This window comes from Halioxenophilus aromaticivorans (genome assembly GCF_042850945.1).
GTDB lineage: Bacteria > Pseudomonadota > Gammaproteobacteria > Pseudomonadales > Cellvibrionaceae > Halioxenophilus > Halioxenophilus aromaticivorans.
Genome location: NZ_AP031496.1, coordinates 4651497 through 4677155, shown reverse-complemented (window position 1 = coordinate 4677155; position 25659 = coordinate 4651497). Strand labels below are relative to the sequence as shown.

Genomic DNA, 25659 nt, shown 5'->3' with positions numbered 1-25659 from the left:
TTACATGAGAGCGGCTTTAGCAGATAGTGGTGTTCAGATTGGCTCGCCTAGGTCTTTTGCGCGGTAGCTTTTACGCATTCGATTGCCTGCTGGTCAGTGCCGGCCAGTACCAGTGTTTCTTTGTTCAGTTTTTGTATTTGGGTGCTGTAGACCGGTTGTTTGCGCACTTCGTCTTCGAGTAAATCGGCCAGTCGATCTAAAAACGAATACCCTGTGGATATATCGCCCTCGGTGACCTTGCCAGAAATCACGCTACCTGATTTTTGCCACTGGCCCGATGCATTAAAGGCCAGGGGTATTTCGGCGCCAATCAGTGAATTAAACGCATAGAGCGTACCGTTGCTAACAAATTTACCGTCGTCCAGTAGCTGGGTGACGGCCTGCAGACGATAATCACCCTCCGGGCGGCTGAATTTCGTGGCACAATTCCAGTCGCCTTGTAAAAGCGGGCTGGCCTTTAGCAATGCCGGCGCAGATAACGCTAAAAATGCCAGCGGGTAGGTAGAGCGCTTGATAAACAACATGAGTCAAATAGTTACCTTGCAAACGTGTATGCCGCGCTAGAGTACACGGCTTAGTGAAGGCTTGTAAATCAATAGTGCACAGTCCACATACACTCTGGCGGTGGCATTTAAGAGCAAATACAATTCGCGGTTTAGGCGATTTTCTATGGAGTGCCGGTTGGCAGGAGTATGTTGGAACAATTAGGGTTGTTTATCTTGGCTTTGGTGGCTAATGGATTATCGGCCATGGCCGGTGGCGGTGCCGGTTTACTGCAACTGCCCGCGTTAATCTTTTTAGGGTTGCCGTTCTCGTTAGCGTTGGCAACCCACAAAATAGCCACGGTGGCATTGGGGGTTGGAGCCACAATAAAGCACTTTAGAGCGGGCACTGCGGATCCTAAATTTGTTTTGCTGCTATTGTTATTTGGGCTGCCGGGTGTGATGCTTGGGGCTAACGTAATTTTGGCCGTGCCGGAGGATCTCGCCCAAAAAGCATTGGGAGTTTTAACTCTGGGGCTGGGTGTTTATTCCTTTTTTAAGCCAACCTTAGGTCAGCAGTTTGAGCCTAAAAACCGATCTCGCTGGGGCTTAACCCTGGGTGGGTTGGGGTTATTTATCATTGGTTTTCTCAACGGTTCGTTAACGTCTGGCACTGGCCTATTTGTCACATTGTGGCTGGTATTGTGGTTTGGTTTCGATTTTATACGGGCCACCGCCGTCACTCTGGTGTTGGTGGGCTTGTGTTGGAATGGGTTGGGTGCGCTTACCCTGGCGTTACAAACTCCGGTGCAGTGGTCTTGGGTGCCGGCGCTGCTGTTGGGGTCAGTCATCGGGGGCTATTGTGGTGCCGCCTTGGCGCTGAAAAACGGCAACCGCTTGATCAAAAAATTGTTCGAAATCCTAACCCTGGTTATGGGCCTTTTACTGTTATTTTAAATTATGTTGCGTTTATTACACCCTAACAAACTCTGGCGCGCTTTAGAGGCCATCGACGAAGCAAAGCCCTCGTACACACTGGGCCGCCAACAAGCTAGCAAACGCGTGTTATGGGTAATGGCAACGGTGTGCTTCTGCCTTTTACTTATTCACTATTTAAAATACGCCTCGTCCTTCAGGGCGTTACTGGCTTGGGCCAGCGAGCTGGCCGGCCACAATCCTCAGTATTACCTAAGAAAGCTCAACGATGCCGGTTTTCTCTCGCTATGGGGTTATGTGTGGTGGTCTTCCTGGCATTTAGTGGGCTACGTTTTGATTCCCGTAGTGGTTATTCGCTACGTCTTTAAGGCTTCCGTTAGAGAAATGGGGTTAGGGTGGGCGGATACCCACCGTCATTGGCTGGGTTACGCGTTGCTGCTGTCGCCCATTTTACTGTTTATTTACCTGGTCAGTTTCCGGGCGGATTTTCTGCAGCATTATCCCTTCTACAAGCAAGCCTCGCGCAGCTGGTTTGACCTGCTGGCCTGGGAGGCCCTGTATCTACTGCAGTTTGCCGCGCTGGAGTTCTTTTTTCGAGGATTTATGCTCAATGCGCTGCGCCCGGCCATGGGGGTCAATGCCATTTGGGTGATGTGCGTTCCCTATTTGATGATTCACTTTCCCAAACTGTGGCTCGAGGCCACAGGTGCCATCTTGTTTGGCTTCTTTCTGGGCATCCTCGCGCTGCGTTCCCGCTCCATTTGGGGCGGCTTTCTGGTGCACGCGGGGGTGGCCGTTACCATGGATGCGGCCTCTCTCATTAGCCAGGCTAGGTTGCCGGCACAATGGTTGCCTTAGTGTATATAAGGCGGTCGCGGATTGGTCGAGGGTTCTGGCTGTTTAGGGATTGACAGAGATCGACTGTTAGTTTTAAACTTTCAGAAATTATTGAAAGTTCAGAAGGTTTGCTTTGCAGCTCAGTGATCAAGTACAGGATTTTGTATTGCACTTCGGTGAGATGGGCTCGTGTTGGGGCTTTAATCGCACCGTAGGGCAGTTGTTCGCCTTGATTGTGATTACTGAACAGCCATTGTGCGCCGATGATCTTGCCCAGGCGCTTAGTGTGTCCCGCGGCAATGTCAGTATGGGTCTCAAGGAGCTACAGGCCTGGCGGTTGATCAAACCCGTGCATAAGCCGGGGGACCGCAAAGAGTACTATCAGCCGGCCGGGGATGTCTGGCAGTTGGGCGCTACGGTGTTGGAAGTGCGGCGCAAGCGCGAGTTGGATCCAACGCTCAGTCTTCTGCGCGATCTACTGATCGAATCGTCAGACAAGCCCACCGACGACCATGCCAAGGCAAAAATGCAAGAAATACACGATGTTTTGGAAATGTTGGCAGGGTGGGTCACCGATTTACAGTCCATGAACCCAGACAAGTTGCGTACTTTGATGAAGTTGGGTTCGGGCATTGGCAAAGTGTTGGATGTAAAAGATCGCCTGTTAAACAAACCTAAAGATGAGCACTAATGCTCAGTTTTTAAAATACAAACCGTTTACCGCATAACAATAACGACAGGAGGTAATCTTTTTTTGAGGTTGTAGTCATGCTTGAAACACTGGAGTTGTCGCGCATTCAGTTTGCCGCCAACATTAGCTTCCATATTTTATTCCCTTCCATTTCCATTGGCCTAGCCTGGTTCCTATTCTATTTTAAATTGCGATTTAACCTGTCCGGAGACGGCATATGGATGCGTGCCTACCGCTTCTGGGTTAAAGTTTTTGCGCTCACCTTTGCTTTGGGGGTGGTCAGTGGTATCACCATGTCTTTTCAATTCGGCACCAATTGGCCGGGCTTTATGGCCACGGTGGGTAATATCGCCGGGCCGCTGCTGGGCTATGAAGTACTCACCGCATTTTTTCTAGAAGCTACCTTTTTGGGGGTGATGCTGTTTGGCTTCCACCGGGTACCCAATTGGCTGCACACCACCGCCACCTTTGTGGTTGCGTTTGGCACCAGTTTGTCGGCGTTTTGGATTATTGCCCTAAATTCTTGGATGCAAACCCCGGCGGGGTTCGAAATGCGTGACGGTGTGGCGTTTCCTTTAGATTGGTTACAGATTATTTTCAACCCGTCCATGCCCTACCGTTTTGTGCACATGATGTTGGCGACCTTTTTAACCTCATCGTTTTTGATTGCCGGTGTCTCTGCCTACCGCATCATTAAGGGTGACGAAAAACGCGCACCTAAAATTGCACTAAAATCCGCTTTGGTGGTGGCTTCGGTGGTGGCGCCACTGCAAATATTCGCCGGTGATATGCATGGCTTAAATACGTTTCACCATCAGCCGCAAAAAGTGGCTGCTATGGAAGGGGTGTGGGAAACCGAACGCGGTGCACCGCTGTTGTTATTTGCGGTACCCAGCGAAGAAGACAGAACCAATTATTTTGAAGTGCCCATCCCCAACATGGCGAGTTTGATTCTTACCCACGAATTCGACGGCGAAATTAAAGGCTTAAACGAGTTTGAAGGCGAGCACCCGCCGGTAGCGCCGCTGTTTTTCGGCTTTCGTATTATGGTGGGCGTCGGCGTTATGATGCTGGGTTTGGCCTGGTTGGGCAGCAGCTTTTTAATCCGTAAAAAGGCGCCGCCAAAGTGGTTCTTAATAAGTCTGGTTGCGTTTACGTTTTCCGGTTGGTTGGCCACCTTGGCCGGCTGGTACGTCACAGAAATCGGTCGCCAGCCTTACTTGGTCAGCGGTGTATTAAAAACCGCCGATGCCGTTACGCCAATCGCCGCCGGTAACGTGGGTCTATCTCTGGCCATGTATTTAACGGTCTATGCCGTATTGCTAGTGGCCTATATTCACACCTTGTTTTATATGGCCCGCAAGTCGGTGTTGGTGGAAGAGTTTGAAACCAACGAAGCGCTTAATACGGTAGTGTCATCGGAAGACGACAGCAAAATCCCCTTAACCGGCCAACAAGAGGCGTCGATGTAATGGAAGCGTATTTACCTGAGATATTTTTAGGCTTAGTTGGCTTAGCGGTTTTTGTTTACGCCGTATTGGATGGCTTTGATTTAGGCGTGGGCATTCTACTGCCCATGCACACCGATGATTTGGCCCACCGGGATCAATTTATTGCTTCCATTGGCCCATTCTGGGATGCCAATGAAACCTGGTTGGTGCTGGCCGTGGGGCTGTTATTTATTGCCTTTCCAGAGGCCCACAACACGGTGCTGCGGGAGCTTTATCTAGTAGCCACGCTGATGTTAATCGGCATCATAATGCGCGGCGTTGCGTTTGATTTTCGCGCCAAGGCCATCACCACCCACCGCCTGGCGTGGGACCGTGTGTTTAAAATAGGTTCCATCATCACCGCACTCACCCAGGGTTATATGCTGGGCCGCTATGTGCTGGGTTTTGCCGACGGCCTAGCGGCCCAATTGTTTAGCATACTCAGTGCGTTTTGTGTGATGGGAGCGTATACCTTTATCGGTGGGGCCTGGTTGGTAATGAAAACCGAAGGCGATATCCAAAAACGCAGTGCGGTAATTACCCGCAAGGCGGCCTGGGCCACGGCCATTGGCGTGGCGGCGGTTTCCATCGTCAACCCGCTGATCAGCGCCGAAGTGGCCGAGCGCTGGGTGAGCTTTCCCGCGGTGATTTTGTTGCTGCCCATTCCACTGTTAGTCACCGCGGTGTTTGTGGTGGTGGACCGCTATCTTGTGGGTATGCCACATCACAAAGATTTTGGCTGTTGGATTCCGTTTGTGGGCGCTGCAATGATCTTTTTAATGGCTTTCTGCGGTTTGGCCTACAGTTATTTCCCCTACATTATTCCGGGGCAATTAACCGCTGCCGAAGCCGCCAGTGCGCCGGAATCGCTGATGTTTATTTTGGTGGGTGCCCTGGTGGTGGTGCCGGTGATCTTGCTGTACACCTTTTTCTCCTACCGAGTGTTTTGGGGCAAGGTGGGTGAGCTGAAGTACTATTGATGGTGCTTCATACTCAACCGAAGCTGTGGGGGGTAGCCGTTCAGTTAACCACCTGAGTAGTCAGTTTTGAACCAACGTTATTTGTAGGTGTCACAGGCTTGGATCTATTCCCTTAAACTGATTGCACAAGGAGGTGTCGTTATGACCTTCAACCGAGTTTTTTCTGTTGTAAGTATGGCCTGCGCTACCGTATTAGGGGCTGTTTCTGCCCAGGCAGATTCTGTGGGTGGCGACTGGCATTTGGGCTGGGGTACAAGCCATGTTTCAGAAGAGTTGTCTCGGAGTCAGGCCTTCGCAGACGAAGATTCAGAATACAACGGCTTGTTCAGCATGGGCTACAACATTAACCGGTACTTCGGTATTGAGGTAGAAGCGCTACGAGTGGACGATTTTCGACTCTTTGGTCGTGTGATGTGGCCGATCAGCGAACGCGCTGAGTTTTACATTCGTGGTGGAGCGATCACGCAATCGGCCTTTGACGGCGATTCCAGCGACTTTATGCCAGCGGCCGGCCTAGGTTTTCGTTACTACATTACTCGTAATTTTGGCTTTAACCTGGGCTACGATTACAGTGAAAAGAGCTTTCGTGGCAATTATTTGCAGTTCAACCAGGACAACACAGACTACGAAATCCTGAGGGGCGACGTAGACCTACAGCAGGACATCTTCAACGCAACCCTGCAGTGGAAATTCTAGTTTAATCTCCCTCACATGAGCCCCACCCTGGTGTTAATACCAGGGTGGGTGCCTCGTCACAAAAAATCCTTATTTACCCCATTGTTTTTTTTCCGACGACACGTGATTGTAGCGTCCCGTTAATGTGCGGTTTTAAATGCTTGCCGTAATCTTTACCCGCGGCCAAAGTACGCAGGTAGCGGAGAGCCGCGGACACGGCAGTGGGCCGTGATGATGTAGTTATAAGGAGAAGGGCGCAGATGGCGCGAGTGTGGAGTTCGGCCTTGGTTTTTGGGGGCTTGCCTAAAGCCTGTGTATTGGCCAGTGTGTTGGCATTGACTGCCTGTATTGGTGATGGAGACTCTGGTACCAGATCCAATGGCGATGGTAACACCGGGGGCAGTGGCGAAACGCCACCGGTGGAAACCGTTGAACCGTCGATTTCTGTCGCCGGTGCCAGTATCACCGAGGGTGATAGCGGCCAAACCAACTTGGTGTTTACGCTTACGCTGAGCGAGGCTGCTACTGGCGCGGTGAGTGTGGGTTACAGTACTGCCGCTGGCACTGCCCAGGATGGCATCGATTATGTGGCCGTCAGTGGTAGCGTAAGTTTTGCTGCTGGCGAGACTTACGCCAGTATCAGTGTGCCGGTGGTAGGGGACACCGAAGTCGAACCCGACGAGACCTTTACTCTGCAACTCAGCAACCCCTCAGGCGCTACCCTGGCCGCCGCTTCAGCGGTTGGTACCATCGTCAATGACGATCAAGTCGCCAGTGTCAAATCCCAAATATCCATTGCCGATGCCTCCATTGTGGAGGGCAACGAAGCTGGCAATGAACTTAGCCTCAGCATTGCCGTTAGCCCCGCCAGTAGCGAAGATATTGGCCTGCAACTGGCCACAGCGGATGGCACTGCCCTGGCCGGGGAAGACTACACCGCAACCAATACCAGCGTCACCGTGCCGGCGGGCAGCACCGCCGTTGATGTATTGATTCCGATTCTCAGCGATGACATAGCTGAGGACGACGAGACCTTCACCGTTACCCTATCCAACCTCACCTCTGGGGTTATCAGCGAATCCACGGCAACCATTACCATCGTCGATGACGACGACGCGCCGGTGGTTTCGGTATTAAGTCTCAGCCCCGCCTCCGTGGTTGAGGGTAACGACGGCACCACAGCGCTGAGTTTTTCCGTCTCCGTAACGCCCGCTGCCGCCAGCGATATTGAGGTTGATATTGCCACGGCTGATGGCACGGCATTAGCCGGTGAGGATTATCTAGCCCGCAGCGAGACCATCACCATCGCCGCCGGCAGCGCGCAAGCAACGGTGGATATCAGTGTGCTGGGGGATACCCAGTCCGAAGACGACGAACAATTAAGCCTAACCATCGCCAATGCCGTTGGTGCAGACATCGATGTCGCCACTGCGGTGGGCACCATCGTCAATGACGATACCGTGGCGCCGGCGTTATCCAGCGTGAGTGTGGCGGCTGCCAGCCTAGTGGAAGGCGACAGCGGTGATTCTGAAATGCAGTTTGCACTGACCATCACGCCGGCCGCCAGCCAAGACATCACATTGCAGGCCAGCACTACGGACGGCACCGCTGTGGCCGGCGAAGACTACGCCGGGCTTAGCGAAACTATCACCATACCGGCGGGCAGCGAGACCTTTAATGTGGGTGTCTTGATTACGGGGGATGCTGGGTATGAAGAAGATGAACAGTTTAGCCTGGTGCTCAGTGATGCGGTGGGGGCGGAGCTAGGCCAGGCTACGGCCTTGGGCACCATTGAAAACGATGACCCCTTGGTGGGTATGAATGAGCGGCCGAGCAATACCAGTTGTATTGCTCCAGATGAGCCCACCAGCTCAGCAACGGTGAGCACCGAGGATTTGTTCTCCGGCGTGTACGTTAACCAGCCCACCAAAGTCGCCATAGAGCCCGGCACCGGCCGTTATTTTGTCGCCCTGCGTTTGGGTTTTATTGCCGTTTACGACAGCGATACCGACAACACTCAAACCGTGTGGTTGGATATTTCTTCCCAAGTAAATACCGGTGGTGAGGGCGGTTTGCTGGGCTTTGCTTTCCACCCGGATTACCCATCCACACCCGTGATTTACCTAAGCTACACCACCGGCACCGATATGACCTCAGTGGTGACCAAGCTCACCGTGGATAACACCACTTTGCCCACGGTTACCACAGAAGAAACCGTGCTCACTGTGGATCAGCCATTTCAAAACCACAACGGTGGCGACATAGGTTTTGGCCCAGATGGGTATTTGTACGTTGGCTTGGGCGATGGCGGCGGCGGTAACGACACGCTCAACCGAGCCCAGTCGACGAATTATTTATTGGGCTCTATTTTGCGGGTGGACGTGTTAGACCCAGCCGTGAGCTACCCGGCCACACCCTACGTCATCCCGGCGGATAACCCCTTTGCCGCCAATCCCATCTGCGGCGCTGGCGAAAATAGCGATGCCTGCCCAGAGATTTATGCCTGGGGCTTTCGCAACCCCTGGCGCTGGAATTTCGACAGCGCCACCGGTGAGTTGTGGGCCGGCGACGTTGGTCAAGAAGCGCAGGAGGAAATCAACATTGTGCAGCGCGGCGGTAACTACGGTTGGCGTTGTTATGAAGGCACAGATCCGACCCCGGGCGTGGATTTCTCCAGCTGCACCGGCACCTATCAGCGGCCGGATATCGCCTACACCCGCAGCTCGGGTAACGCGGTCACCGGCGGTGTGGTTTATCGTGGATCGGCAATCCCTGCCTTGGTGGGGCAGTATGTGTTCGGCGATTATGGTAACGGCACCTTATGGGCTACCACGGCCCACAGCCAGGATTTATCCGCCGATTTAGACGCGCAGATGAACGATTACCAGTTGCTGACCAGTAATTTCGGTTACACCTCCTTCGCCGCCGATGCCAATGGCGAAATTATCTTTACCGACATCAAAAACGGCCGCGTACGCCGCGTGATTCCCGCGGCTATCTCCAGCAATGACACGGTGCCCACCACGCTGTCGCAAACAGGCTGTGTGCTCAGTACAGACCCAACCCAGGCCGCCGACGGGATGATTCCTTACACCATTAACGCGCCGTTTTGGTCCGATGTTGCCGAGAAAACCCGTTATTTGGCCATCCCTGACGGCGCCACCATCGATATTGATGGCGACGGTGATTTCAGCTTCCCGGTAGGTTCGGTGTTGATGAAAAACTTCCGCCTGAACAACCAACTGGTTGAAACGCGGTTAATGATGCGACACAGCAACGGCAACTGGGCGGGCTATTCCTACGAGTGGAATAGCGCACAAACCGAAGCCACCCGTGTGGACGGCGGCAAAACCGCCGAGGTCCAAGGCCAAACTTACACCTGGCCCAGCGGCGCTCAATGTACGGCTTGCCACACTGCCGTGGCGGGCGTGGCTCTGGGCCCAGAAATAGCCGAATTTAATGGCGAGTTTGCCTACCCGGCTAGCGGTGTTACCGCTAACCAGTTGGCCACCCTAGAGCACATAGGTTTGTTCAGTGCGGGCTTGCCCGATACCGTAGACAACCTCGATGCCCTGGCTAACCCGGGTGATATCGCCGCCGATTTGGCCGATCGCGCCCGCGCCTGGCTGCACAGTAACTGCTCCCAGTGCCATCGCGACGGCGGCCCAACCCCGGTGGATTTGGATTTTCGTTACCAGACCGCCCTGGCCGACACCGCTGCCTGTGATATCGCCCCAAGTGCGGGTGACCTCGGCATCAGTAATGCGCGCATTATTGCGCCGGGCGATAGCTCGCGTTCGGTATTGATAGAACGCATTGCTCGACGCGATGCGCTGGCCATGCCGCCTATTGGCTCGCACTACATTGATACCGATAACGTGGCCATGCTCAGCCAGTGGATAGACAACTTAAGTAGCTGTACCCAATAACAAAACACCCCGCAGCTGCGGGGTGTCAGATCGTTGATAAACCCCGGCTTTTTAGTCGGGGTTTTCTATTTTGGGAGTCTGCTCAGGCTGATTTACGGTTCTGCTAGATTTCGGGCTTGTAATGGCAGAGTCCCACTTCTGAGTCGCCTAGAGCCATTGAAGAGCCGATTTGGGGCTTTATTGACGGATAATCGAACATAAAATGGCCCTTTTAGGCCATTAGCGCAATCTTCTTCATATTTTGGGCAGCAGCGACCATTAAGCATTGTGCTTGAACCTTGCTCTGCCCTCTAAATCGCGCATAGCGATAATTATGTAACTGCTTGGCATCAGCAAAGCTTCGTTCGACGGTTTCTTTTCGGCGCGCGTAAATCTGTTTGCCTTCCTCCGTTAACCGATGCTCATTAACGCGCTCTTTGCTGTCTTCCCAAACATGTCGAGTTACCGTTTTTACCTTGTCACGGTTTTTGGTGCATCGGTCTAACGAAGGGCATTGTTTACAAAGATTTGGATCGGAGTGGTAACGTCGATAACCATCCCTACCTGTTGTGGCGTAAATAAGTTCTTGACCCTCTGGGCATCGATAAACGTCTTTCTTCTCGTCGTACTCATACTCTCTTTTATAGAAGTATCCTTTTTTATGAGTCGGTCGACGATACCCCATGACCGCGTAGATCTCCCGCTCTTCCAGGCCATGACACACCGCTGTTGTAAAGTAACCAGCGTCCAACCCAACCGCTTCAATATCGAACCCAAAGCGCTCAACTTGGCGATCCAGTCTCTGCAGATAAGGCACGGAATCGTGCTTATTTCCAGGGGTTACGTGAACATCGGTGATGATGTTACAACGGCTATCCACTGTGCGGTGATCAAGATAGAAGAAGCCTCGTGGCTTGTCGTCTCGAACCATATATCCGCTCTCAGGATCGGTGGTGCTCTGCTTAATCTCTTTCTCTTTGGGCGCCGCTGATTGCGGCGCTAAGGGCTTTTTTCCATGAGCGATTCTATCCTCTTCGATGGAATCATTGAGCGCTTCGAGGTAAGCCTGACGCTCTTCCTGCACCTTTACTTTTACATGCTTATTTTTGTTGGCATTGGCTTTGAGATGGGTGGAATCTGTGTAAAAGGTATGACCTCCCACCAGTTTTTTCTTCATCGCTTGCAACACAATCTGATCAAAGATCTGCTGATAGACATCAGATTCATTAAACCGTCGGATACGGTTTTGGCTGAGGGTGGATGGATCCGGCACTTTATCGGTCAGACTAAGACCCAGGAACCAACGATAGGCTACGTTCACTTGAACATCCCGAATCAATTGGCGTTCACTGCGAACCCCAAATAGGTAGCCAATGAACAGCAATTTGAACATCAGGGTTGGGTCTAGGGCGGGACGACCGTTGTTGTCGCAGTAAAACTCTTTTACCAAGTCGTGGATAAAACTGAAATCCACTTTGGCTTCGATCTTACGCAACAAGTGATCTTGAGGAACGAGCTCGTCGATACTGACAAACTCAAGCGATGACTGGGTTTGGGGGCGATCTTTAAGCATTCCCCATTAAAACAAAGCCCCAGCGCACGCGCTAGGGCTTTGTCAGCAGTCTGACACCCCGCAGCTGCGGGGTGTTTTGTTTTATAGGCGATGGTTTGCTAGCAATCTAAGGCAAGCCCCAGCTGCTAACACTAATTACAAAGGTAGGGCCGCAGCTGTATTTGGATGGGATTTCTCTAGCTGCACGGATACAAAAAACAGTAGCAAACCGCACACCGCCAGGGCGCAGCCTACCCAGCCGGTCATTGGCAAGGGGGCGCCAAAGGCGATGGCCCAGCCGGCCAGCCATGGGCCAAGCGCATTGGCGAAATTCAACGCTGCGTGGTTTAGCGCGGCGGCCAGGGTTTGAGCCTCACCGGCCACATCCATTAACCGGGTTTGCAGAACCGTGGATAAACCACCCCCGGCACCGATCAAAATAACGATGGCACTAAGCGCCCACACATTGCCTGTGGTGAGTGGGTAAATCGCCAGAGATATGATGCAAATCACGATGGTTCCGGCCATGGTGGGTAGTAGCGCAATGTCGCCGGCCCGAGCCGCCAGCAAATTGCCCGCGGTCATGCCAATTCCAAAGCAAGCGAACACAATGGGGATGGCGATGGGTTGTGCCTGGGTTACCTCAATCAACGTAGACGCCAAATAGGTGTAAACCGCAAACAAACCACCGAAACCCACCGCGCCAATCAGCAACGATAGCCAAACCTGCACGCGTTTTAGGGCACTGAGCTCAGCCAATATATTGCTGCCGCCGGTGCGGTGATTACTGGGGGCCAATAGCCATACACAGGTGGCGGTAATGGAAGCCAACAGTGCTACAAAGGCAAATACCCAGCGCCAACTGACCCATTTGCCAATGGTTGCAGCCAGGGGTACACCCACCACCGTGGCTATAGTTAGCCCCAAAAGCACCATGGCGAAGGCCTGCGAACGCTTATGCCTAGGGACTAGGGAGGCCGCCAGCAGGGCTGCCACGCCAAAGAAGGCACCGTGGGGGAAGCCGGCTAAAAACCGCGATAATAATAGGGTGATGTAGCTATCCGCCAACGCCGAGAGCACATTGCCGGCTGCGAACACCGCCATAAACGCGGTTAGCAACCGGCGGCTAGTAAAGCGTGCGCCCAGTACTGCCAGAATGGGGGCGCCCAGCACCACGCCCAGGGCGTAGGCACTGATCACGTGGCCGGCTTGGGGCTTGCTCAGCCCTAAGTCTTGAGAAAATTCGGGCACGAGGCTCATGGCGGCAAATTCGGTGGTGCCAATAGCAAAACCACCGACGGCCAGCGCTAAAATAATAAAGCGATTCGACGTATGTTCAGCAGACAAAGTAAATAACTCAGTTGTGCTGCGGGCGCAGCAGGTAGGTAAAACGAGAAGTTATCAGCGCAGGGTCGGCGGCGCAATGCCGGTGTGCTTAAAAAAATATGACGAAGAGCGTCAAATTATGTGGGCAAGAGCGGTAAAGAAAGAGACACAATATGGCGTTAGCTATGGGGTATGAGTCGCGGGGCTATCGTTGTTGGAACTAGCGTTGTCCAAGCTATGTATGCCTAAACTTGCTATGTCTATGCTATTTGTGTCTAAACAACAGGCCTCGCTCTTGATATTCACGTACGCTCACGCCAAAAGTGCCATCCACGTGAACGTCTTTGATGAGAAAGTCGTTGGACAGCCGGCCCTGCTCAATGAGTGCCAGGTTGAGAATCTTTTCCTTAACGCGTTGTTTGAGCTGGTTGCGCAGTATGATCACTTTCGGTAGGTGGCGATACTTTTGATTGGTCTCAATGACTAAACCCGCCATACCGTTGTTCAGCTCCACTAACGTGCCTGGTGGGTACAAGCCTACCGAGCGTAAAAACTGCTCGGCCAAGTCGGAATCAAATTGGGTACCGCGGTTACGATAAATGATCTTTAAGGCCTGGGTGGAGGTTTTGGCTTTGCTGTAACAGCGGTCTGCGGTCATGGCGTCGAAGGCATCGACGATGGAAACAATACGTGTGTAGCGGCTAATGTTGCGATCTTCCAGGCGCCGCGGGTAGCCCTTGCCGTTAATCTGCTCATGGTGGCTCCAGGCCACATCCACGGCTTGAGCCACCTTGGTCCCCGCTGCCATAAGCATATTGCGGCCTAAAATTGAGTGGCTTTTCATGATTTTCGCCTCGTTGGGCGTAAATTTGCCGGGCTTGTTGAGTATCTCCAGCGGGATTTTCATTTTTCCTACGTCGTGCAACAAGCCGCACATACCCAAATCTTTTAGCGCCTGCTCTTCGTAACCCAGCTGCCGGCCAAAAGCGATGGATAAAATACACACATTTAGGCAGTGCTCGCTGGTGTATTCGTCCTTGGATCGAATTTTAGACAACCACATCAGTGCATCGGAATTACGGATCACGCTGTGCACGCAGTCGTCTACGGTTTGCTTGGCGGTCTCGGCGTTGATCACTGAGCTGAAACGGGCTTCATCGAGAAGGGACTTGGTGATTCGGCGAGCCTCGCGGTAAACACCGAGTACTTTGCGATTTTCAGTTTGGGCGTTAACTTGGTTGATATAGGTCTTTGCGCGGAATTTTTTCTTGAGGGTTTCTTTGTTGTTGTAATCCACCCATTGCTCTTCTTCTGCCTCCACCCAGACGAACTGAGAAAATTCGGCCACGGTAGCGATATCGTCGGGTGTTTCAACCAAAAAACCTTGCATAAGGAATGGCGTGTCAAGCCAGTCTCGATCGAGCTTGGAAATCCACATGCCGATTTGTAATTCAGAAACGTGAATTTTTTTGCTGTTTCGCTCTGATACGAAATGACCGTTAATTTTGGAGGTTGTAGCCATAGCTGATTTTGCGTGTACGCCGTTGCTTCCGTGGGCTGTGTTCCCTATTAAGGTTCATAGTAATACTCTATTCGAATAGATGCTTTATGTTGCGCATTAAATAAAGCAAAATTTCATAAATAGTGCCGCGATTTTACATTGCTACCGGTATTAGCTGCCTTTTAGGCCGGCGGTTCTTAGACTCCTGCCGTAAAAATAATGTGGCAATCTTAGTGTGTGAAACGCACCTCAATGGTTAATTGCTTTGTAATCAGTCACCAGGCCCTGTTAATGCCTGTACCATGGATCGAATACTCAGGATTTGCGGCGCCCTTTGATTATGGAAGTCTTCGCTGCTATAGCCCCACCAATCCCAGCAGCCGTTTTCATTGTCTTCGCTGGCTGCGGCTTGCGGGTAGAGCATAACCACGTTGGCTGTGTCGGCCCAGCTGTTGTAGCCGGTATCGCGATAAAAATATAACCGCTCGGGCTCGGGTAATGCTGCATCAATCATGGTTTGAGTTTGGCCGCAGCCGTGCAGGGCTATGTGCAAGGGGCAAGTGGTTTGCCGGCAGGCCGCAGGCACATAAATATGGCCGGTATCGGCCATGGTGGCCTGGGGCAGAGCCTGCTGATCAAAACTCAATAGTTGGCCCTGGCTGGTGGCTAATTGTTTGACGCTATTGGGGTAGAGATGATCGAGTAATTGTTGCGCGGTGTTGTAGCTGCAATCGTCGATAAATGGGTGGCCGAAGGCGTCGCAATTATCGTCACGGGTGGGGTCATCAATCACCATGCTGTGTTCGGCTTGCACCGAATCCACAAACACTAAATCACCACCCTCAACCGCCTCCGATTGGTTGTACAACGCTTGGTAAAAATCTTTCAATTGCACGGCTATTTCATGGGGAACTAAGGTATCCCGCGGGGTTTTATTCGGCTGGCCACTGGTGAAAATCCAAACGCGATCATTATTAAGGCCATTAAGCGGGTCGATTAGCCCGGCCTCTGCTAGAGCTAGGGCGGAGTCCACCGAGTCTTCGTGATCGGGCGGGCCCATGTAAAAGCCAAACGGCAGTAATTTTTTCGCCGTGGCGGTGCAGCGGTAGCTGGCGTTGCACACTCCTCGGGGTAAAAACCACAGCATGTAGTCACAGAAAAAAGACGGTGTTGCGGCGCAGTGGTAGGGGCCACCGGCCACAGAAGCAACACCAGTTAATTCGCTAGAGTGGGCAAGGTGATACTGTACCGCCATAAACCCACCGGAAGACAACCCGGAAATGGAAATGGCACTCTGGTCTATATTGAGGTTATTTGAAGACTTAATCTGTGCCAAGGTATCCGCTGTTGTTCGCGGAAAATACAAAGCAGTGTTGAACAATAAAATCAAAATCGCAGCGGCCAAACCCGGACGGCGTGGAGAGCGTTTGCTATGGGTGAAAAACCAATGCTTGAGCGCTTTGTCTGATTTAAAGATCTTTTTTATTAGCAATGCTGAATATACAGGGCGGCCAGCACCGCTTTTAATTCTATAATACAGCGGCGCGGATAATTCGCAGTGAAATATGCACTTGCCTGCAACCTTTGACCCTTCCATAAAACAACCCTGTTTTACTGTGCGTGCGTCGGCTGGTGTTCGATCTCGTGCTTTTTAATGCGGGTAAGCAACGCATCGAGGGTGGCTTAAACCGTCTGGCTTGTCAATAACCGTCCCGCTCAGTTTGGTAGGTTTAATATTCTATTCGGGCTGGTTTTTGTGAGCCCATTGTTTGCGATAATTACCCGGTGATTTGCCGGCTAGGCGAGTAAAAAAACGATTAAAATACGCAGGGTCTTCAAAGCCAAGAAGGCTGGCCACGGTGCTGGCGCTTTTGCCAGAATAAATGAGCTGTCGTTGGGCCTCTTGCATAATTCGCTGGTGAATAAGTTTTAGCGCAGACAGTTGCTGTTCTTGCTTGCACAGGCTATTCAGGTGGGCTGGGGTGATGCCGAGTTTTTCTGCGTACCAATTCACCTGATGGTGTTGTTGAAAATTATGCTCTACCAATTCAATAAAGCGCTCTAGTTGTTTTAGTTTGCTAGCTGAATTACTGGCCGTACGATGCTGCTCGCTGTGCAGTCGATCAATTAACACCATTAAGTTTAAGGTGATTGCCTCCAACATAATGGCGCGTTGTGGGCGTTGATGGCGGTACTCGTCAAGCAATTGGGCAAATACCTGGGCAATAAGTGGCTGTTGATTGGGGCTGTAACTCACGCTGCCTTGGTTGCGGCTCCAGTGCTGTGGGCCGAGGTTTTGTTCCATGCGTGTTAGCAGCGAACGCGTTATCATCAGCACGTAGCCGTAGGAGTCTTTGCGCCAGCGAAACCCGTGCACGCTGTGCTCCGGCAAAATAACCAGTGCGCCCGGCGTCAGCACCGTTTTTTGCTCGTCAATGCTGGCTTCACATTCACCCTGGCTGAGATAAAAAATCTGCACCAAATTTACATGACGGTGGGGCTCGATTTGCCAATCGTGTTTTGCGCTGCGCTCCACCAGAGGTTCACAGTGCACCTCGTCTATGCCTTGCCAGGCGTCACTTTCCCCGTACAGAGTTGTGGTGAGTATGTCAGCTGCATGTGTAGGGGCCATCTGAGGCTGTCTCTCGTCGGCTGAGAATCTGCGAAATATACAATAAATTACCCTGATATGGCCATTTTTTGGCTGATTGAGGCGCGTAATATACAAGCCAGTTCACGTAGTTCACTCAATCATTGTGTTTTGGAGGCTCCATGGCTTGGCAGCAACACCCATATAACGACATACCCGGCACCTATGTCTTCGATGGCCGGCGCGCACACCCCAGTTACGCCATCAACAAACTGCTGTTTTCACTGAACGATGCAGAAAATCGCACAGCGTTTGAAACCGACGCCGAGGCCTATTGCCAGCGCTTTGGCGTTGAAGGTGTGTACCGCGAAGCGGTGCTCAGCAACGATTTTCTCGGCATGCTTCGCCTGGGTGCCAATATTTATTACTTGGCCAAGATGGCGGTGCCTCGAGGGGTCTCGGTGCAGGATGCTGGAGCCGCCTTTCAAGGCATCAGCACCGAGGAATTTCAGCGTAATTTATTGCAAAAAGGGCAGGGTTTAGAGTCAATTTTAGAAGCAAAAGGAGGCTACTGGCATGGCTAAGATCATTGGAGGTTTAACCAGCTCTCACATACCGGCGGTGGGTAATGCCATAGAGCAGGGGTTGACTCAGGAGCCCTATTGGAAACGCTTTTTTGATGGTTACGCACCGGCCAAAGCTTGGTTGGCGGAAAACCAACCGGATGTGGTCATTGTGGTGTACAACGATCACGGGCTTAATTTCTTTTTGGATAAAGTACCCACCTTTGCCATTGGCTGTGCAGATCGCTACGAAAACGCCGACGAAGGCTGGGGGCTAAAACCCGTGGCACCGTTTACCGGCGATGCAGAGTTATCCTGGCACATTGCCGAGAGCCTGGTTGAGCAAGAGTTCGATATTTGCACCTGCCAAGAAATAAAAGTGGACCACGGTTTTGTCAACCCGCTGCGAGCGTTATGGGGTACCAGTGACCCCTGGCCCATTAAAACCATTCCGTTGGCGGTAAATACGGTGCAGCACCCAGTGCCCAGTGCCAAACGGTGTTTGCAGCTGGGTCATGCCTTAGGCCGGGCCATAGAATCCTACCCAGAGGACCTTAAAGTGGTGGTGTTGGGTACCGGCGGTATGTCGCATCAGTTACAGGGTGAGCGAGCCGGCATAATTAATGTGGAGTTCGACCTCGATTGCATGGAGAAAATCATTAACGAACCACAGTGGCTCACGCAATTTAGCAACGATGAGATTATGGCCCAGGCCGGCACCGAGGGCATTGAGACCATTATGTGGTTAGTGATGCGCGGCGCGTTGCAGCCCCAGGTAAAACTGGTTCACAAGCACTACCATGTGCCCATCTCCAATACCGGTGCCGGGTTGTTGGTGTTGGATAACCAATAACGTTTGTTTTCCAGGCTGTATCATCGTAGGTGTAGAGACGGGGCCGTTGCCGACCCCGCAGCGTGTTACAATGCGCAGATTGGAAAACTGTGTGCCCGCCCCTGGAGTTCTGCTTGTCTGCGACCTTGCCCAAACCCTTTAAAAACCGTGTGTTTGTTAGCTTTGTCGGCGCTCGAGTGTGCAGTGCTTTGGCCTCGGCGGTGCTGTCGGTAACCATTGGTTGGCACCTGTATCAAGCCACCGGTAACCCCTTCGACTTGGCTCTGGTTGGGCTTATGCAAATTCTGCCAGTGATTATGCTTTTTATTGTCACCGGTTGGGTAGTGGATAATTTTCCGCGCAATAAAGTGTTGTTGCTGTGCAATGGCTTGCAGCTGGTCGCGTTTCTCGGTTTAGCGTTAGTGCTGCAAAATGGCCAGGTGGAACGACTCCCCATTTTTGCCCTGATTTTTTTAAGTGGTTGTGCCCGCGCTTTTATCGGCCCGGCCATGCAATCTGTGCTGCCCAATATTGTCGCCAAATCGCAGTTGTCTAAAGCCGTGGCCATCACCAGCACCTGCTCCACCTCTGCCATGACCGCTGGCCCTTTTTTAGCGGGCCTGATACTGGTGTTGTTGGATTTTTACGCCTACTGGTTACTGGTGGTGTTCACAATACTAGCGTTGCTGTTGCTAACTCAATTGCCCGATATTCGAGTAGAGCAGCAAACCCAGCGTAGCATCAAACAGCTTACCGAAGGCATCGGCTTTGTGTTTTCCCACCCCATTGTGCTGCCCAGTATTACCTTGGATCTGTTTATAATTTTGTTCGGCAGCGTGGTGGCGCTGTTGCCAGTGTTTGCTGTGGATGTGTTGGGGGTGGGGCCAGAGGCCTTAGGGCTGCTGCGCGCTATGCCTGCGTTGGGCGCGGTGGTGGCCGGTGCGGTGATGTCGCGCTGGACGCAAAATCACCGTGCCGGGGCGCGCTTGTTTTGGTCGCTATTGGTGTTTTCTTTTTCGGTGCTGGTATTCGCGCTATCCAACAGCTTGTGGCTGAGTTTGGTGGCGCTGTTTGTGTACGGCGCTTCGGATATGGTCAGCGTTAATATTCGCTCAACTCTGGTTCACCTGGCCACGCCGGATGCTCTGCGTGGCCGAGTTAATGCGGTAAACTCTCTGTTTATAGCCACCTCCAACGACCTCGGCGACTTTCGTGCTGGCGCCGTGGCTGCTGCGTTTGGCGCTACCAGCGCGGCGCTGGTGGGGGCAGGGGTGGCCTTTGTGGTTACCGGTGTGGGCTACATAAGTTGCCACAAGTTGCGAGCCTTGCGAGACATTGAATCCGCAGCGCATATTCCCGCCGAGCCCAAAGCCGGTGTGGCTAGCAGCTCCGGCGGGTAAATCCTGCGCAAGTAGGCTTGCTTTCTCACAGGCGCTGGTGTGTTATTTTAGTACCCCCCAGTTAGAACTAAGCACGACATGGCCGACCAGCGCATTCTTATCCTCTTTGCTCATCCTTCGCTGCACCGATCCAAGGTCAACCTGCGCCTAATGCAAGTCGCAGACACCTATCCCGGTGTTACCGTGGTGGATCTGTACCAGCAGTACCCCACCTATTTAATTGACATCGAAGCCGAACAGCAACGATTGATCGAGCACGACATCATCGTATTTATGTTTCCCTTGTACTGGTATTCCACGCCAGCCATGTTGAAAGAGTGGCAGGATTTGGTGTTGGAATACGGGTTCGCCTACGGAAAAAAAGGCACCGCGTTGCACGGCAAATTATTTTTCTGTGCCACCTCCGCCGGTGGTACCGAGCAAGCCTTCGAAAACGACGGCTTCGCTCATTTTACCCTGGGCCAGCTGCTGCAACCCATTGAGCAAATGGCCAACATAACCGGCATGACCTATCTGCCGCCGTTTGCGCTGTTCGGCGCCCGCAATGCCCAGGAGCAAGGACGCCTAAGCGAGCACAAATCCCAGTGGAAGGCATTGCTGTCTGGGTTGCTGCAAAAACGCATTAATCCCACCGAAGCCAAACAGTATGAGCTGCTGAACCACTACCTGGTGGCCCGTGCCAAGGAAAAGAAATGACCGGTTATTTTGTTCAGGCGTTTGTGTATCTGTGCGCAGCTGTGGTGATGGTGCCATTGGCCAAGCGATTGGGCTTGGGCTCGGTGCTGGGGTATTTGATTGCCGGCGTTATTATTGGCCCGGTAACCGGCCTTGTGGGGAGTGAAGCTGAGGCGATTCAGCACTTTGCCGAGTTTGGTGTGGTGATGATGCTATTTCTGGTGGGCATGGAATTAAACCCTAAGACACTGTGGCAAATGCGTGGCAGTTTGATTGGCTTGGGTGGACTGCAACTGTTGCTTACCTGTAGCGCTATCTTTGCCATCGCCCTGATGTTTGTGGAGCGCTGGTCTGTGGCGCTAGCCATTGGCTTAATTTTTTCACTGTCGTCCACTGCCATCATTTTGCAAACCTTTAATGAAAAAGGCTTAAGCAAAACCGAGGGCGCGCGCAATGCGTTTTCAGTGCTGTTGTTCCAAGATATTGCCGTTATTCCGATTTTATCGTTGTTGCCACTATTGGCGCTGCCGGAGTTGCAGGGCGCTGGTGGATCCGTGGAGGCTGCGCAACACAGCGAAGACCTTAACTTGGTTAAGCATCTTCCCGCCTGGGCCAAGGCAACTGCCCTGGCAGCGTCCATTGTTGCGGTGGTGGCGGCGGGTTATTTTCTGAGCCGGCCACTGTTTTACTATGTTGCAAAATCTGGCCTGCCAGAGGTGTTTACTACCACGTCGTTGATGATTTTGGTGGGCATCGCTGCGTTGATGAGTTTGGTCGGGTTGTCGCCTGCACTGGGGGCTTTTTTGGCCGGCGTGGTACTGGCCAGTAGCGAGTTTCGCCACGAGTTAAAAGCCAACATCGAGCCCTTCAAGGGCCTGCTGCTGGGCTTGTTTTTTATCACCGTGGGAGCCGGCGTGGACTTCCCTGTGCTGTGGCAAAACCTCGGGCTGATTTTGGCCTGTACTCTAGGGCTGATGGCTCTAAAGGCAATCCTACTGTACTTACTTGGCTGGATTTTTGGTATCCAGTCTTACAACCGTTGGTTGTTCACCTTGAGTCTGGCTCAAGCCGGCGAGTTTGGCTTTGTGCTGCTGTCCTATTCGCAAACCCACCACGTATTGCCATCGGATATTGTGCAGCCATTATCTTTGGTGGTGGCGTTATCGATGTTTTTAACGCCGGCCTTGTTTATTGTTTACGATAAAGTCATAGAGCCGCGTTTTCAGGATAAAAAAATCCCCGAGCCAGAGGATGAAATAGGCCATAAAAGTAAGGTCATCATCGCGGGTATTGGTCGCTTTGGTCAGATTATCAATCGTTTATTACTGGCCAATGGTATATCCCCGGTGGTGCTGGATCACAAGGTCAGTACCGTCAGTCGGCTACGGGGAATTAACATTAAAAGCTATTATGGCGATGCCAGTCGGCCGGAATTACTAACCACCGCAGGCATAGACGACGCCAAAGTGTTTGTGGTTGCAGTGGATGACAAGGTGCAGGCCTTGGCCATGGTGAAGCACGTAAAAACCATGCACCCCAACGTGCAGGTGTTGGCTCGGGCATTTGACCGTAGTCATCAGTATGAGTTGATCAACGCCGGTGCCGATGTCGTCATCAGCGAAACCTATAAATCTGCCCTGCAATTGGGGGGAGAGGTGTTAAAGCGGCTTAATTTTCACGCCTTTAGGGTTGAACAAATTAAGCAAAACTTCACGCGCATTGAAAAACAACACTTCGATTCACTCTACCAAAGCTGGTTTAACGAGGGCGACAAGGTTGGGGTGGATGAGCATTACCGCTCGCGCTTTATGGAGATAGAACAAATCCTACTGGAGAGTATGCAGCAGGATCGCTCTGATCATCACCACGCCACCGATCGCGGTTGGACGCCACCGCCGGGTGGCTTTGACGAAGATCGCCAGTCTTAGCTTCACCGTTCGGCTGTCGGCTAAATTTTTTACTTATTTAAATAACCAAGCGCTGACCAATTTGGTGTACCGGGGCATTACCCAGTACACCATGGCGTACACCACCAATCCAGTGGCACAGAATACGCCTAGCACCCTAGCGTCGGCCAAGCCCACCGTCGCCAGCAATGGCATTACCAGGGCCTGGGACAGCAACACCAACGGGAAAATCGCCGACCACGTCAGTAGAAATTGTTTCCAACGCACGGGGGTTTTGCTTGCCCCGGGAGGTTGAAACAAAAACTCCAAGCCAGTGTGCACTGATACGGCCAGTTCTTCGTGCAGCAGGGGTTCAATTTTGGCCACCATCTCGTTTCGCTCGGGGGAGGCAAGCCAGTGTTCAAGGTCTGCACGCTCGGCGAAACGGATAATGATGGTGTAGCTATGGGTTAGACCCGGCACAGGGCGAATAATTTGTTTGTCCAAAAACCCCGGTTGGCGCCGAATGATTGGGTCGATCTCGGTGATCCATTGTTCCAGTAGCGGTTGGTGTTCGTGGTCTACGGCTTGGTGGATAACAACGGTGGCGCCCTGGGCTGTGTTGGTGTCTGTCATGGTTTTCTTGATGGTGCTCGTTTGGACGAATTAATTGCCTAAGTATGGTGGCAGCGGGGTGAAGGGTTCAAGTGGCCGTGGATGGGCGTTGCAATTGCGGGGCATAAAAAAGCCCGGTGACTAACCGGGCAAAGCTGCTAAGGGAAGGGAGGGCGGTTAAGCCCAATTCTTGAAGCTAGCGTTGCACGCTATGCAACCTGAGCCGGATTAAAGTTAATGGTTTGTACCTTAATGTTTTTACGCGGTGCGTTGGTCACAAACTCTTTCACCGTCTCGGCCACATCGTGGGCGACGGATCGGGTGTTACTGAAATCCAGAATAACGTTGGTATCCTGCGGAATATCGTTTAGCTCACGCATGATGCTTGGCTTGTTGAAGAAGGTAACTTCTTCAGCCAAAACAATGTGGCGTGTGCCGTCTGGCTCTTCGTTAGCGGCAGTCTCTTTCAGTTTGAAAGAGTTCTCGTAGCTGTGCTTAAGGGAGAAGAAGATACTCACTACCAATCCTGCTACAACACCGGTTAATAGATCTGTAGCCAGCATAGCAACGATGGTTACGATAAACGGAAAGAACTGCTCTGGGCCGTACTTAAACATCTTGGCGAACATAGCAGGCTTGGCCAGTTTGTAACCAACGATGATCAACACAGCAGCCAGTGACGACAGCGGAATGTAGTTCAGCAAGGACGCGATGGTGGCAACACTAATCAGCAACAGGAAGCCATGCACGATACCGCTAAGCTTACTGCGAGCACCAAAGGCAATGTTGGCGGAGCTGCGCACAATTACCTGGGTAACCGGTAAACCACCCACCAAACCCGATACGATGTTACCTAAACCTTGGGCTTTGAGCTCACGGTTGGTTGGCGTAACACCGCGATTTGGGTCCAGTTTATCGGTAGCTTCCACGCTCAATAGCGTTTCGATGCTCGCCACCGCCGCTAATACTACTGCTACGGTCAGCACATCCCAGCTAAACATTTGGGAAAACGCAGGGAAGGCCATTTCCTGGGTCAGTTCAGCGAAGCTGCTAATCTCTGGTAGGGTAACCAGTTGTTCGCTGTCGAAGCCGACACCGTTACTGGCCATTAAGGCCGACACAACAATACCCAACAGAACCACAACGATGGGGCCTTGAATCAGTTCAAAAATCTTGTGGCACGGCACTAGGAATTTATCCCAGGCAACCAACAGCGCCAGTGATACGGCTGACAAAATTACGGCCGGAATAGAGATAACGGAAATCGCGTGTTGGATAGCGGTTAACGTGTTCTCACCATTGGCTTGGCTGAAGGATTGCTCGCCGATAAAGTCAGCGTGCCAGCCCAGCAGATACGGCAGTTGCTTAAGAATAATAATTAAGCCAATACCGGTTAACATGCCGGTGATTACTGACGTTGGGAAAAAGTAAGCGATAAAACCAGCTTTGGCGTAACCAAGGGTAATTTGGATTACACCTGCCAAAACCACCGCACATAGGAAGACTTCCCAGCCGCCTAGGTTGGTGATGGCATCAAACACGATTACCGCCAAACCGGCGGCCGGGCCACTCACACCCAGCTTGGAACCACTGGCTGCACCCACCACAATACCGCCGACGATACCGGCGATAATACCGGAAAAGAGCGGAGCGCCGGAGGCAAGAGCAATACCCAAACATAGCGGGAGTGCGACGAAAAACACCACCACACTGGCGGGTAGGTCGTATTTTATATCCTTAAATAGGGAGTCAGACTTCATGACAGACCTCTAAAAATCATCAATGATTAATATGGATGCCGTAACACGGCAGTTTAGCCTTTGCGGGAATAACACCAACATCAGCAGCAACAAGTGATTAGGCGTTGCTGGCTAATTTGCTGTTCTCGGCGTAGGCGCTCTGGAGGTCGGTAAACTCCCCGCTGGCTTCGTCTAAACACTGCACATCACCGGTGCCTATGTCGTAAACCCAGCCGTGCAATTGAACCTGATCGGTAGCCAGTTTGGCGGCAACCGCAGGGTGCGTTTTTAAGTGCTGGAGCTGTTGGATGACGTTTTCTTGGGTTAACAAGTCCAGGTGGCTATGGTCAATCTCGCCGTGCTTTTCTTTTAAAACCGAAGACGCGCAGCGGCAGTGGCCCAGCCATTCCTTAACATGGGGTAATTCATCCAGTTTTTCTGGCGCTAGGGCGCCCTTCATGGCACCACAGTCGGTGTGGCCACAAATAACAATATGGCTAACGCCTAGGCCGGCTACGGCGAATTCGATGGAGGCGGTCATGCCGCCGGTTTGTTGGCTGTGGGGTGGAACAATATTGCCTGCGTTACGGCATATAAACAGCTCACCGGGCTCGGTTTGAGTAACCAGATTTGGATCGATGCGGGAATCCGCACAGGTGATAAACAACACTTCTGGGCTTTGGCCAGTGGCCAGTTGCTCAAACGATTTCTGTTTGCCAGGAAATACTTCTTTTTGAAAACGAGAAACGCCAGAGATTAAATGTTTCATTTAATGTTCCTTAAGTTTAGAAATTGAATAAGCGAAGAAATCTTCATTGCTGAATTTAATAACAACAGTTTAAAGCGATAGTTTGATTAGGAGATTAGGGTGCTGGAGATTAGGAAAAACTATCAGTCAAAGGTGCATCATTTTGAATCTTGATTGGGTGGGGGATGACCCATTTTGGGACGGATTTCCCTCAGTGAATTACTCTGTTGACA

The 25659-nt window shown here is 52.1% G+C and carries 21 protein-coding genes; 12 read left to right on the top strand and 9 right to left on the bottom strand.

The features are described from left to right. Positions 1-47: 47 nt before the first annotated feature. A complete protein-coding gene (locus ACGHM3_RS19995) occupies positions 48-524 on the bottom strand; it encodes a hypothetical protein (protein WP_345423193.1) in 477 nt (158 codons plus the stop codon). 168 nt (positions 525-692) lie between these two features. Here ACGHM3_RS19995 and ACGHM3_RS19990 point away from each other — a divergent pair, with 168 nt between their 5' ends. The 7 genes from ACGHM3_RS19990 to ACGHM3_RS19960 all read left to right on the top strand — a co-directional run bounded on the left by ACGHM3_RS19990 (position 693) and on the right by ACGHM3_RS19960 (position 10020). Beyond that, entirely contained in the window at positions 693-1439 is a 747-nt protein-coding gene (locus ACGHM3_RS19990; protein WP_345423190.1) for a sulfite exporter TauE/SafE family protein, read from the top strand. A 3-nt stretch (positions 1440-1442) separates the two neighbouring features. Then, positions 1443-2276 (top strand): CPBP family intramembrane glutamic endopeptidase, encoded by an 834-nt coding sequence (locus tag ACGHM3_RS19985; RefSeq protein ID WP_345423187.1) that lies wholly within the window; start codon positions 1443-1445, stop codon positions 2274-2276. 112 nt (positions 2277-2388) lie between these two features. Next, complete coding sequence (locus ACGHM3_RS19980) at positions 2389-2946, top strand: GbsR/MarR family transcriptional regulator (RefSeq protein WP_345423184.1); 558 nt, start codon at positions 2389-2391, stop codon at positions 2944-2946. Between the two features lie 77 nt (positions 2947-3023). After that, positions 3024-4418 (top strand): cytochrome ubiquinol oxidase subunit I, encoded by a 1395-nt coding sequence (locus ACGHM3_RS19975; protein WP_345423181.1) that lies wholly within the window; start codon positions 3024-3026, stop codon positions 4416-4418. Then, the gene (locus tag ACGHM3_RS19970) at positions 4418-5416 is read left to right on the top strand and encodes a cytochrome d ubiquinol oxidase subunit II (RefSeq protein WP_345423178.1); all 999 of its coding nucleotides are present in this window, start codon (positions 4418-4420) and stop codon (positions 5414-5416) included. The genes ACGHM3_RS19975 and ACGHM3_RS19970 overlap by 1 nt, the downstream gene beginning before the upstream one ends. 141 nt (positions 5417-5557) lie before the next feature. After that, on the top strand, positions 5558-6112 hold the full coding sequence (locus ACGHM3_RS19965; protein ID WP_345423175.1) for a hypothetical protein: 555 nt from the start codon (positions 5558-5560) through the stop codon (positions 6110-6112). A 239-nt stretch (positions 6113-6351) separates the two neighbouring features. Continuing rightward, positions 6352-10020, top strand: a complete 3669-nt coding sequence (locus ACGHM3_RS19960; RefSeq protein WP_345423172.1) for a Calx-beta domain-containing protein — start codon at positions 6352-6354, stop codon at positions 10018-10020. A gap of 211 nt (positions 10021-10231) precedes the next feature. Here ACGHM3_RS19960 and ACGHM3_RS19955 read toward each other — a convergent pair whose 3' ends face one another. The 5 genes from ACGHM3_RS19955 to ACGHM3_RS19935 form a co-directional block, all read right to left on the bottom strand. After that, the gene (locus ACGHM3_RS19955) at positions 10232-11572 is read right to left on the bottom strand and encodes an IS1182 family transposase (RefSeq protein ID WP_345426163.1); all 1341 of its coding nucleotides are present in this window, start codon (positions 11570-11572) and stop codon (positions 10232-10234) included. 135 nt (positions 11573-11707) lie between these two features. Beyond that, positions 11708-12898, bottom strand: a complete 1191-nt coding sequence (locus ACGHM3_RS19950; RefSeq protein WP_345423564.1) for an MFS transporter — start codon at positions 12896-12898, stop codon at positions 11708-11710. 244 nt (positions 12899-13142) lie between these two features. Continuing rightward, the gene (locus ACGHM3_RS19945) at positions 13143-14399 is read right to left on the bottom strand and encodes an HD-GYP domain-containing protein (RefSeq protein WP_345423567.1); all 1257 of its coding nucleotides are present in this window, start codon (positions 14397-14399) and stop codon (positions 13143-13145) included. A 250-nt stretch (positions 14400-14649) separates the two neighbouring features. After that, a complete protein-coding gene (locus tag ACGHM3_RS19940) occupies positions 14650-15975 on the bottom strand; it encodes a hypothetical protein (RefSeq protein WP_390517488.1) in 1326 nt (441 codons plus the stop codon). Between the two features lie 141 nt (positions 15976-16116). Next, positions 16117-17010 carry a helix-turn-helix domain-containing protein gene (locus ACGHM3_RS19935; protein WP_345423576.1) on the bottom strand — a complete coding sequence of 298 codons (894 nt, stop codon included), beginning with the start codon at positions 17008-17010 and terminating at the stop codon, positions 16117-16119. Positions 17011-17150: 140 nt separating this feature from the next. Between ACGHM3_RS19935 and ACGHM3_RS19930 the strand changes: the two genes are divergently transcribed. From ACGHM3_RS19930 to ACGHM3_RS19910, 5 genes are all read left to right on the top strand, one after another. Next, a complete protein-coding gene (locus tag ACGHM3_RS19930; RefSeq protein ID WP_345423579.1) occupies positions 17151-17552 on the top strand; it encodes a protocatechuate 3,4-dioxygenase in 402 nt (133 codons plus the stop codon). Next, positions 17545-18384, top strand: a complete 840-nt coding sequence (locus ACGHM3_RS19925; protein ID WP_345423582.1) for a class III extradiol dioxygenase family protein — start codon at positions 17545-17547, stop codon at positions 18382-18384. Before ACGHM3_RS19930 ends, ACGHM3_RS19925 begins: the two co-directional genes overlap by 8 nt. Before the next feature lie 113 nt (positions 18385-18497). Then, complete coding sequence (locus tag ACGHM3_RS19920; RefSeq protein ID WP_345423584.1) at positions 18498-19763, top strand: MFS transporter; 1266 nt, start codon at positions 18498-18500, stop codon at positions 19761-19763. A gap of 78 nt (positions 19764-19841) precedes the next feature. Further along, the gene (locus ACGHM3_RS19915) at positions 19842-20459 is read left to right on the top strand and encodes an NAD(P)H-dependent oxidoreductase (RefSeq protein ID WP_345423587.1); all 618 of its coding nucleotides are present in this window, start codon (positions 19842-19844) and stop codon (positions 20457-20459) included. After that, the gene (locus ACGHM3_RS19910) at positions 20456-22366 is read left to right on the top strand and encodes a cation:proton antiporter (protein WP_345423590.1); all 1911 of its coding nucleotides are present in this window, start codon (positions 20456-20458) and stop codon (positions 22364-22366) included. Before ACGHM3_RS19915 ends, ACGHM3_RS19910 begins: the two co-directional genes overlap by 4 nt. A 33-nt stretch (positions 22367-22399) precedes the next feature. On the opposite strand, the gene ACGHM3_RS19905 is transcribed toward ACGHM3_RS19910, so the two are convergent. The 3 genes from ACGHM3_RS19905 to ACGHM3_RS19895 all read right to left on the bottom strand — a co-directional run bounded on the left by ACGHM3_RS19905 (position 22400) and on the right by ACGHM3_RS19895 (position 25447). Continuing rightward, positions 22400-22960 (bottom strand): antibiotic biosynthesis monooxygenase, encoded by a 561-nt coding sequence (locus ACGHM3_RS19905; RefSeq protein WP_345423593.1) that lies wholly within the window; start codon positions 22958-22960, stop codon positions 22400-22402. A 188-nt stretch (positions 22961-23148) separates the two neighbouring features. Beyond that, positions 23149-24699 carry a SulP family inorganic anion transporter gene (locus ACGHM3_RS19900; RefSeq protein WP_345423596.1) on the bottom strand — a complete coding sequence of 517 codons (1551 nt, stop codon included), beginning with the start codon at positions 24697-24699 and terminating at the stop codon, positions 23149-23151. 97 nt (positions 24700-24796) lie between these two features. Next, positions 24797-25447, bottom strand: coding sequence for a carbonic anhydrase (locus tag ACGHM3_RS19895; protein ID WP_345423599.1), 651 nt, complete (start codon positions 25445-25447; stop codon positions 24797-24799). Positions 25448-25659 lie beyond the last annotated feature (212 nt).

What these genes read in the sequence shown, in the direction of transcription:
- ACGHM3_RS19995 (WP_345423193.1), bottom strand. Translation starts at nt 524, where the DNA reads ATGTTGTTTATCAAGCGCTCTACCTACCCGCTGGCATTTTTAGCGTTA.
- ACGHM3_RS19990 (WP_345423190.1), top strand. Translation starts at nt 693, where the DNA reads ATGTTGGAACAATTAGGGTTGTTTATCTTGGCTTTGGTGGCTAATGGA.
- ACGHM3_RS19985 (WP_345423187.1), top strand. Translation starts at nt 1,443, where the DNA reads ATGTTGCGTTTATTACACCCTAACAAACTCTGGCGCGCTTTAGAGGCC.
- ACGHM3_RS19975 (WP_345423181.1), top strand. Translation starts at nt 3,024, where the DNA reads ATGCTTGAAACACTGGAGTTGTCGCGCATTCAGTTTGCCGCCAACATT.
- ACGHM3_RS19970 (WP_345423178.1), top strand. Translation starts at nt 4,418, where the DNA reads ATGGAAGCGTATTTACCTGAGATATTTTTAGGCTTAGTTGGCTTAGCG.
- ACGHM3_RS19965 (WP_345423175.1), top strand. Translation starts at nt 5,558, where the DNA reads ATGACCTTCAACCGAGTTTTTTCTGTTGTAAGTATGGCCTGCGCTACC.
- ACGHM3_RS19960 (WP_345423172.1), top strand. Translation starts at nt 6,352, where the DNA reads ATGGCGCGAGTGTGGAGTTCGGCCTTGGTTTTTGGGGGCTTGCCTAAA.
- ACGHM3_RS19955 (WP_345426163.1), bottom strand. Translation starts at nt 11,572, where the DNA reads ATGCTTAAAGATCGCCCCCAAACCCAGTCATCGCTTGAGTTTGTCAGT.
- ACGHM3_RS19945 (WP_345423567.1), bottom strand. Translation starts at nt 14,399, where the DNA reads ATGGCTACAACCTCCAAAATTAACGGTCATTTCGTATCAGAGCGAAAC.
- ACGHM3_RS19940 (WP_390517488.1), bottom strand. Translation starts at nt 15,975, where the DNA reads ATGGAAGGGTCAAAGGTTGCAGGCAAGTGCATATTTCACTGCGAATTA.
- ACGHM3_RS19935 (WP_345423576.1), bottom strand. Translation starts at nt 17,010, where the DNA reads ATGGCCCCTACACATGCAGCTGACATACTCACCACAACTCTGTACGGG.
- ACGHM3_RS19930 (WP_345423579.1), top strand. Translation starts at nt 17,151, where the DNA reads ATGGCTTGGCAGCAACACCCATATAACGACATACCCGGCACCTATGTC.
- ACGHM3_RS19925 (WP_345423582.1), top strand. Translation starts at nt 17,545, where the DNA reads ATGGCTAAGATCATTGGAGGTTTAACCAGCTCTCACATACCGGCGGTG.
- ACGHM3_RS19915 (WP_345423587.1), top strand. Translation starts at nt 19,842, where the DNA reads ATGGCCGACCAGCGCATTCTTATCCTCTTTGCTCATCCTTCGCTGCAC.
- ACGHM3_RS19910 (WP_345423590.1), top strand. Translation starts at nt 20,456, where the DNA reads ATGACCGGTTATTTTGTTCAGGCGTTTGTGTATCTGTGCGCAGCTGTG.
- ACGHM3_RS19905 (WP_345423593.1), bottom strand. Translation starts at nt 22,960, where the DNA reads ATGACAGACACCAACACAGCCCAGGGCGCCACCGTTGTTATCCACCAA.
- ACGHM3_RS19900 (WP_345423596.1), bottom strand. Translation starts at nt 24,699, where the DNA reads ATGAAGTCTGACTCCCTATTTAAGGATATAAAATACGACCTACCCGCC.
- ACGHM3_RS19895 (WP_345423599.1), bottom strand. Translation starts at nt 25,447, where the DNA reads ATGAAACATTTAATCTCTGGCGTTTCTCGTTTTCAAAAAGAAGTATTT.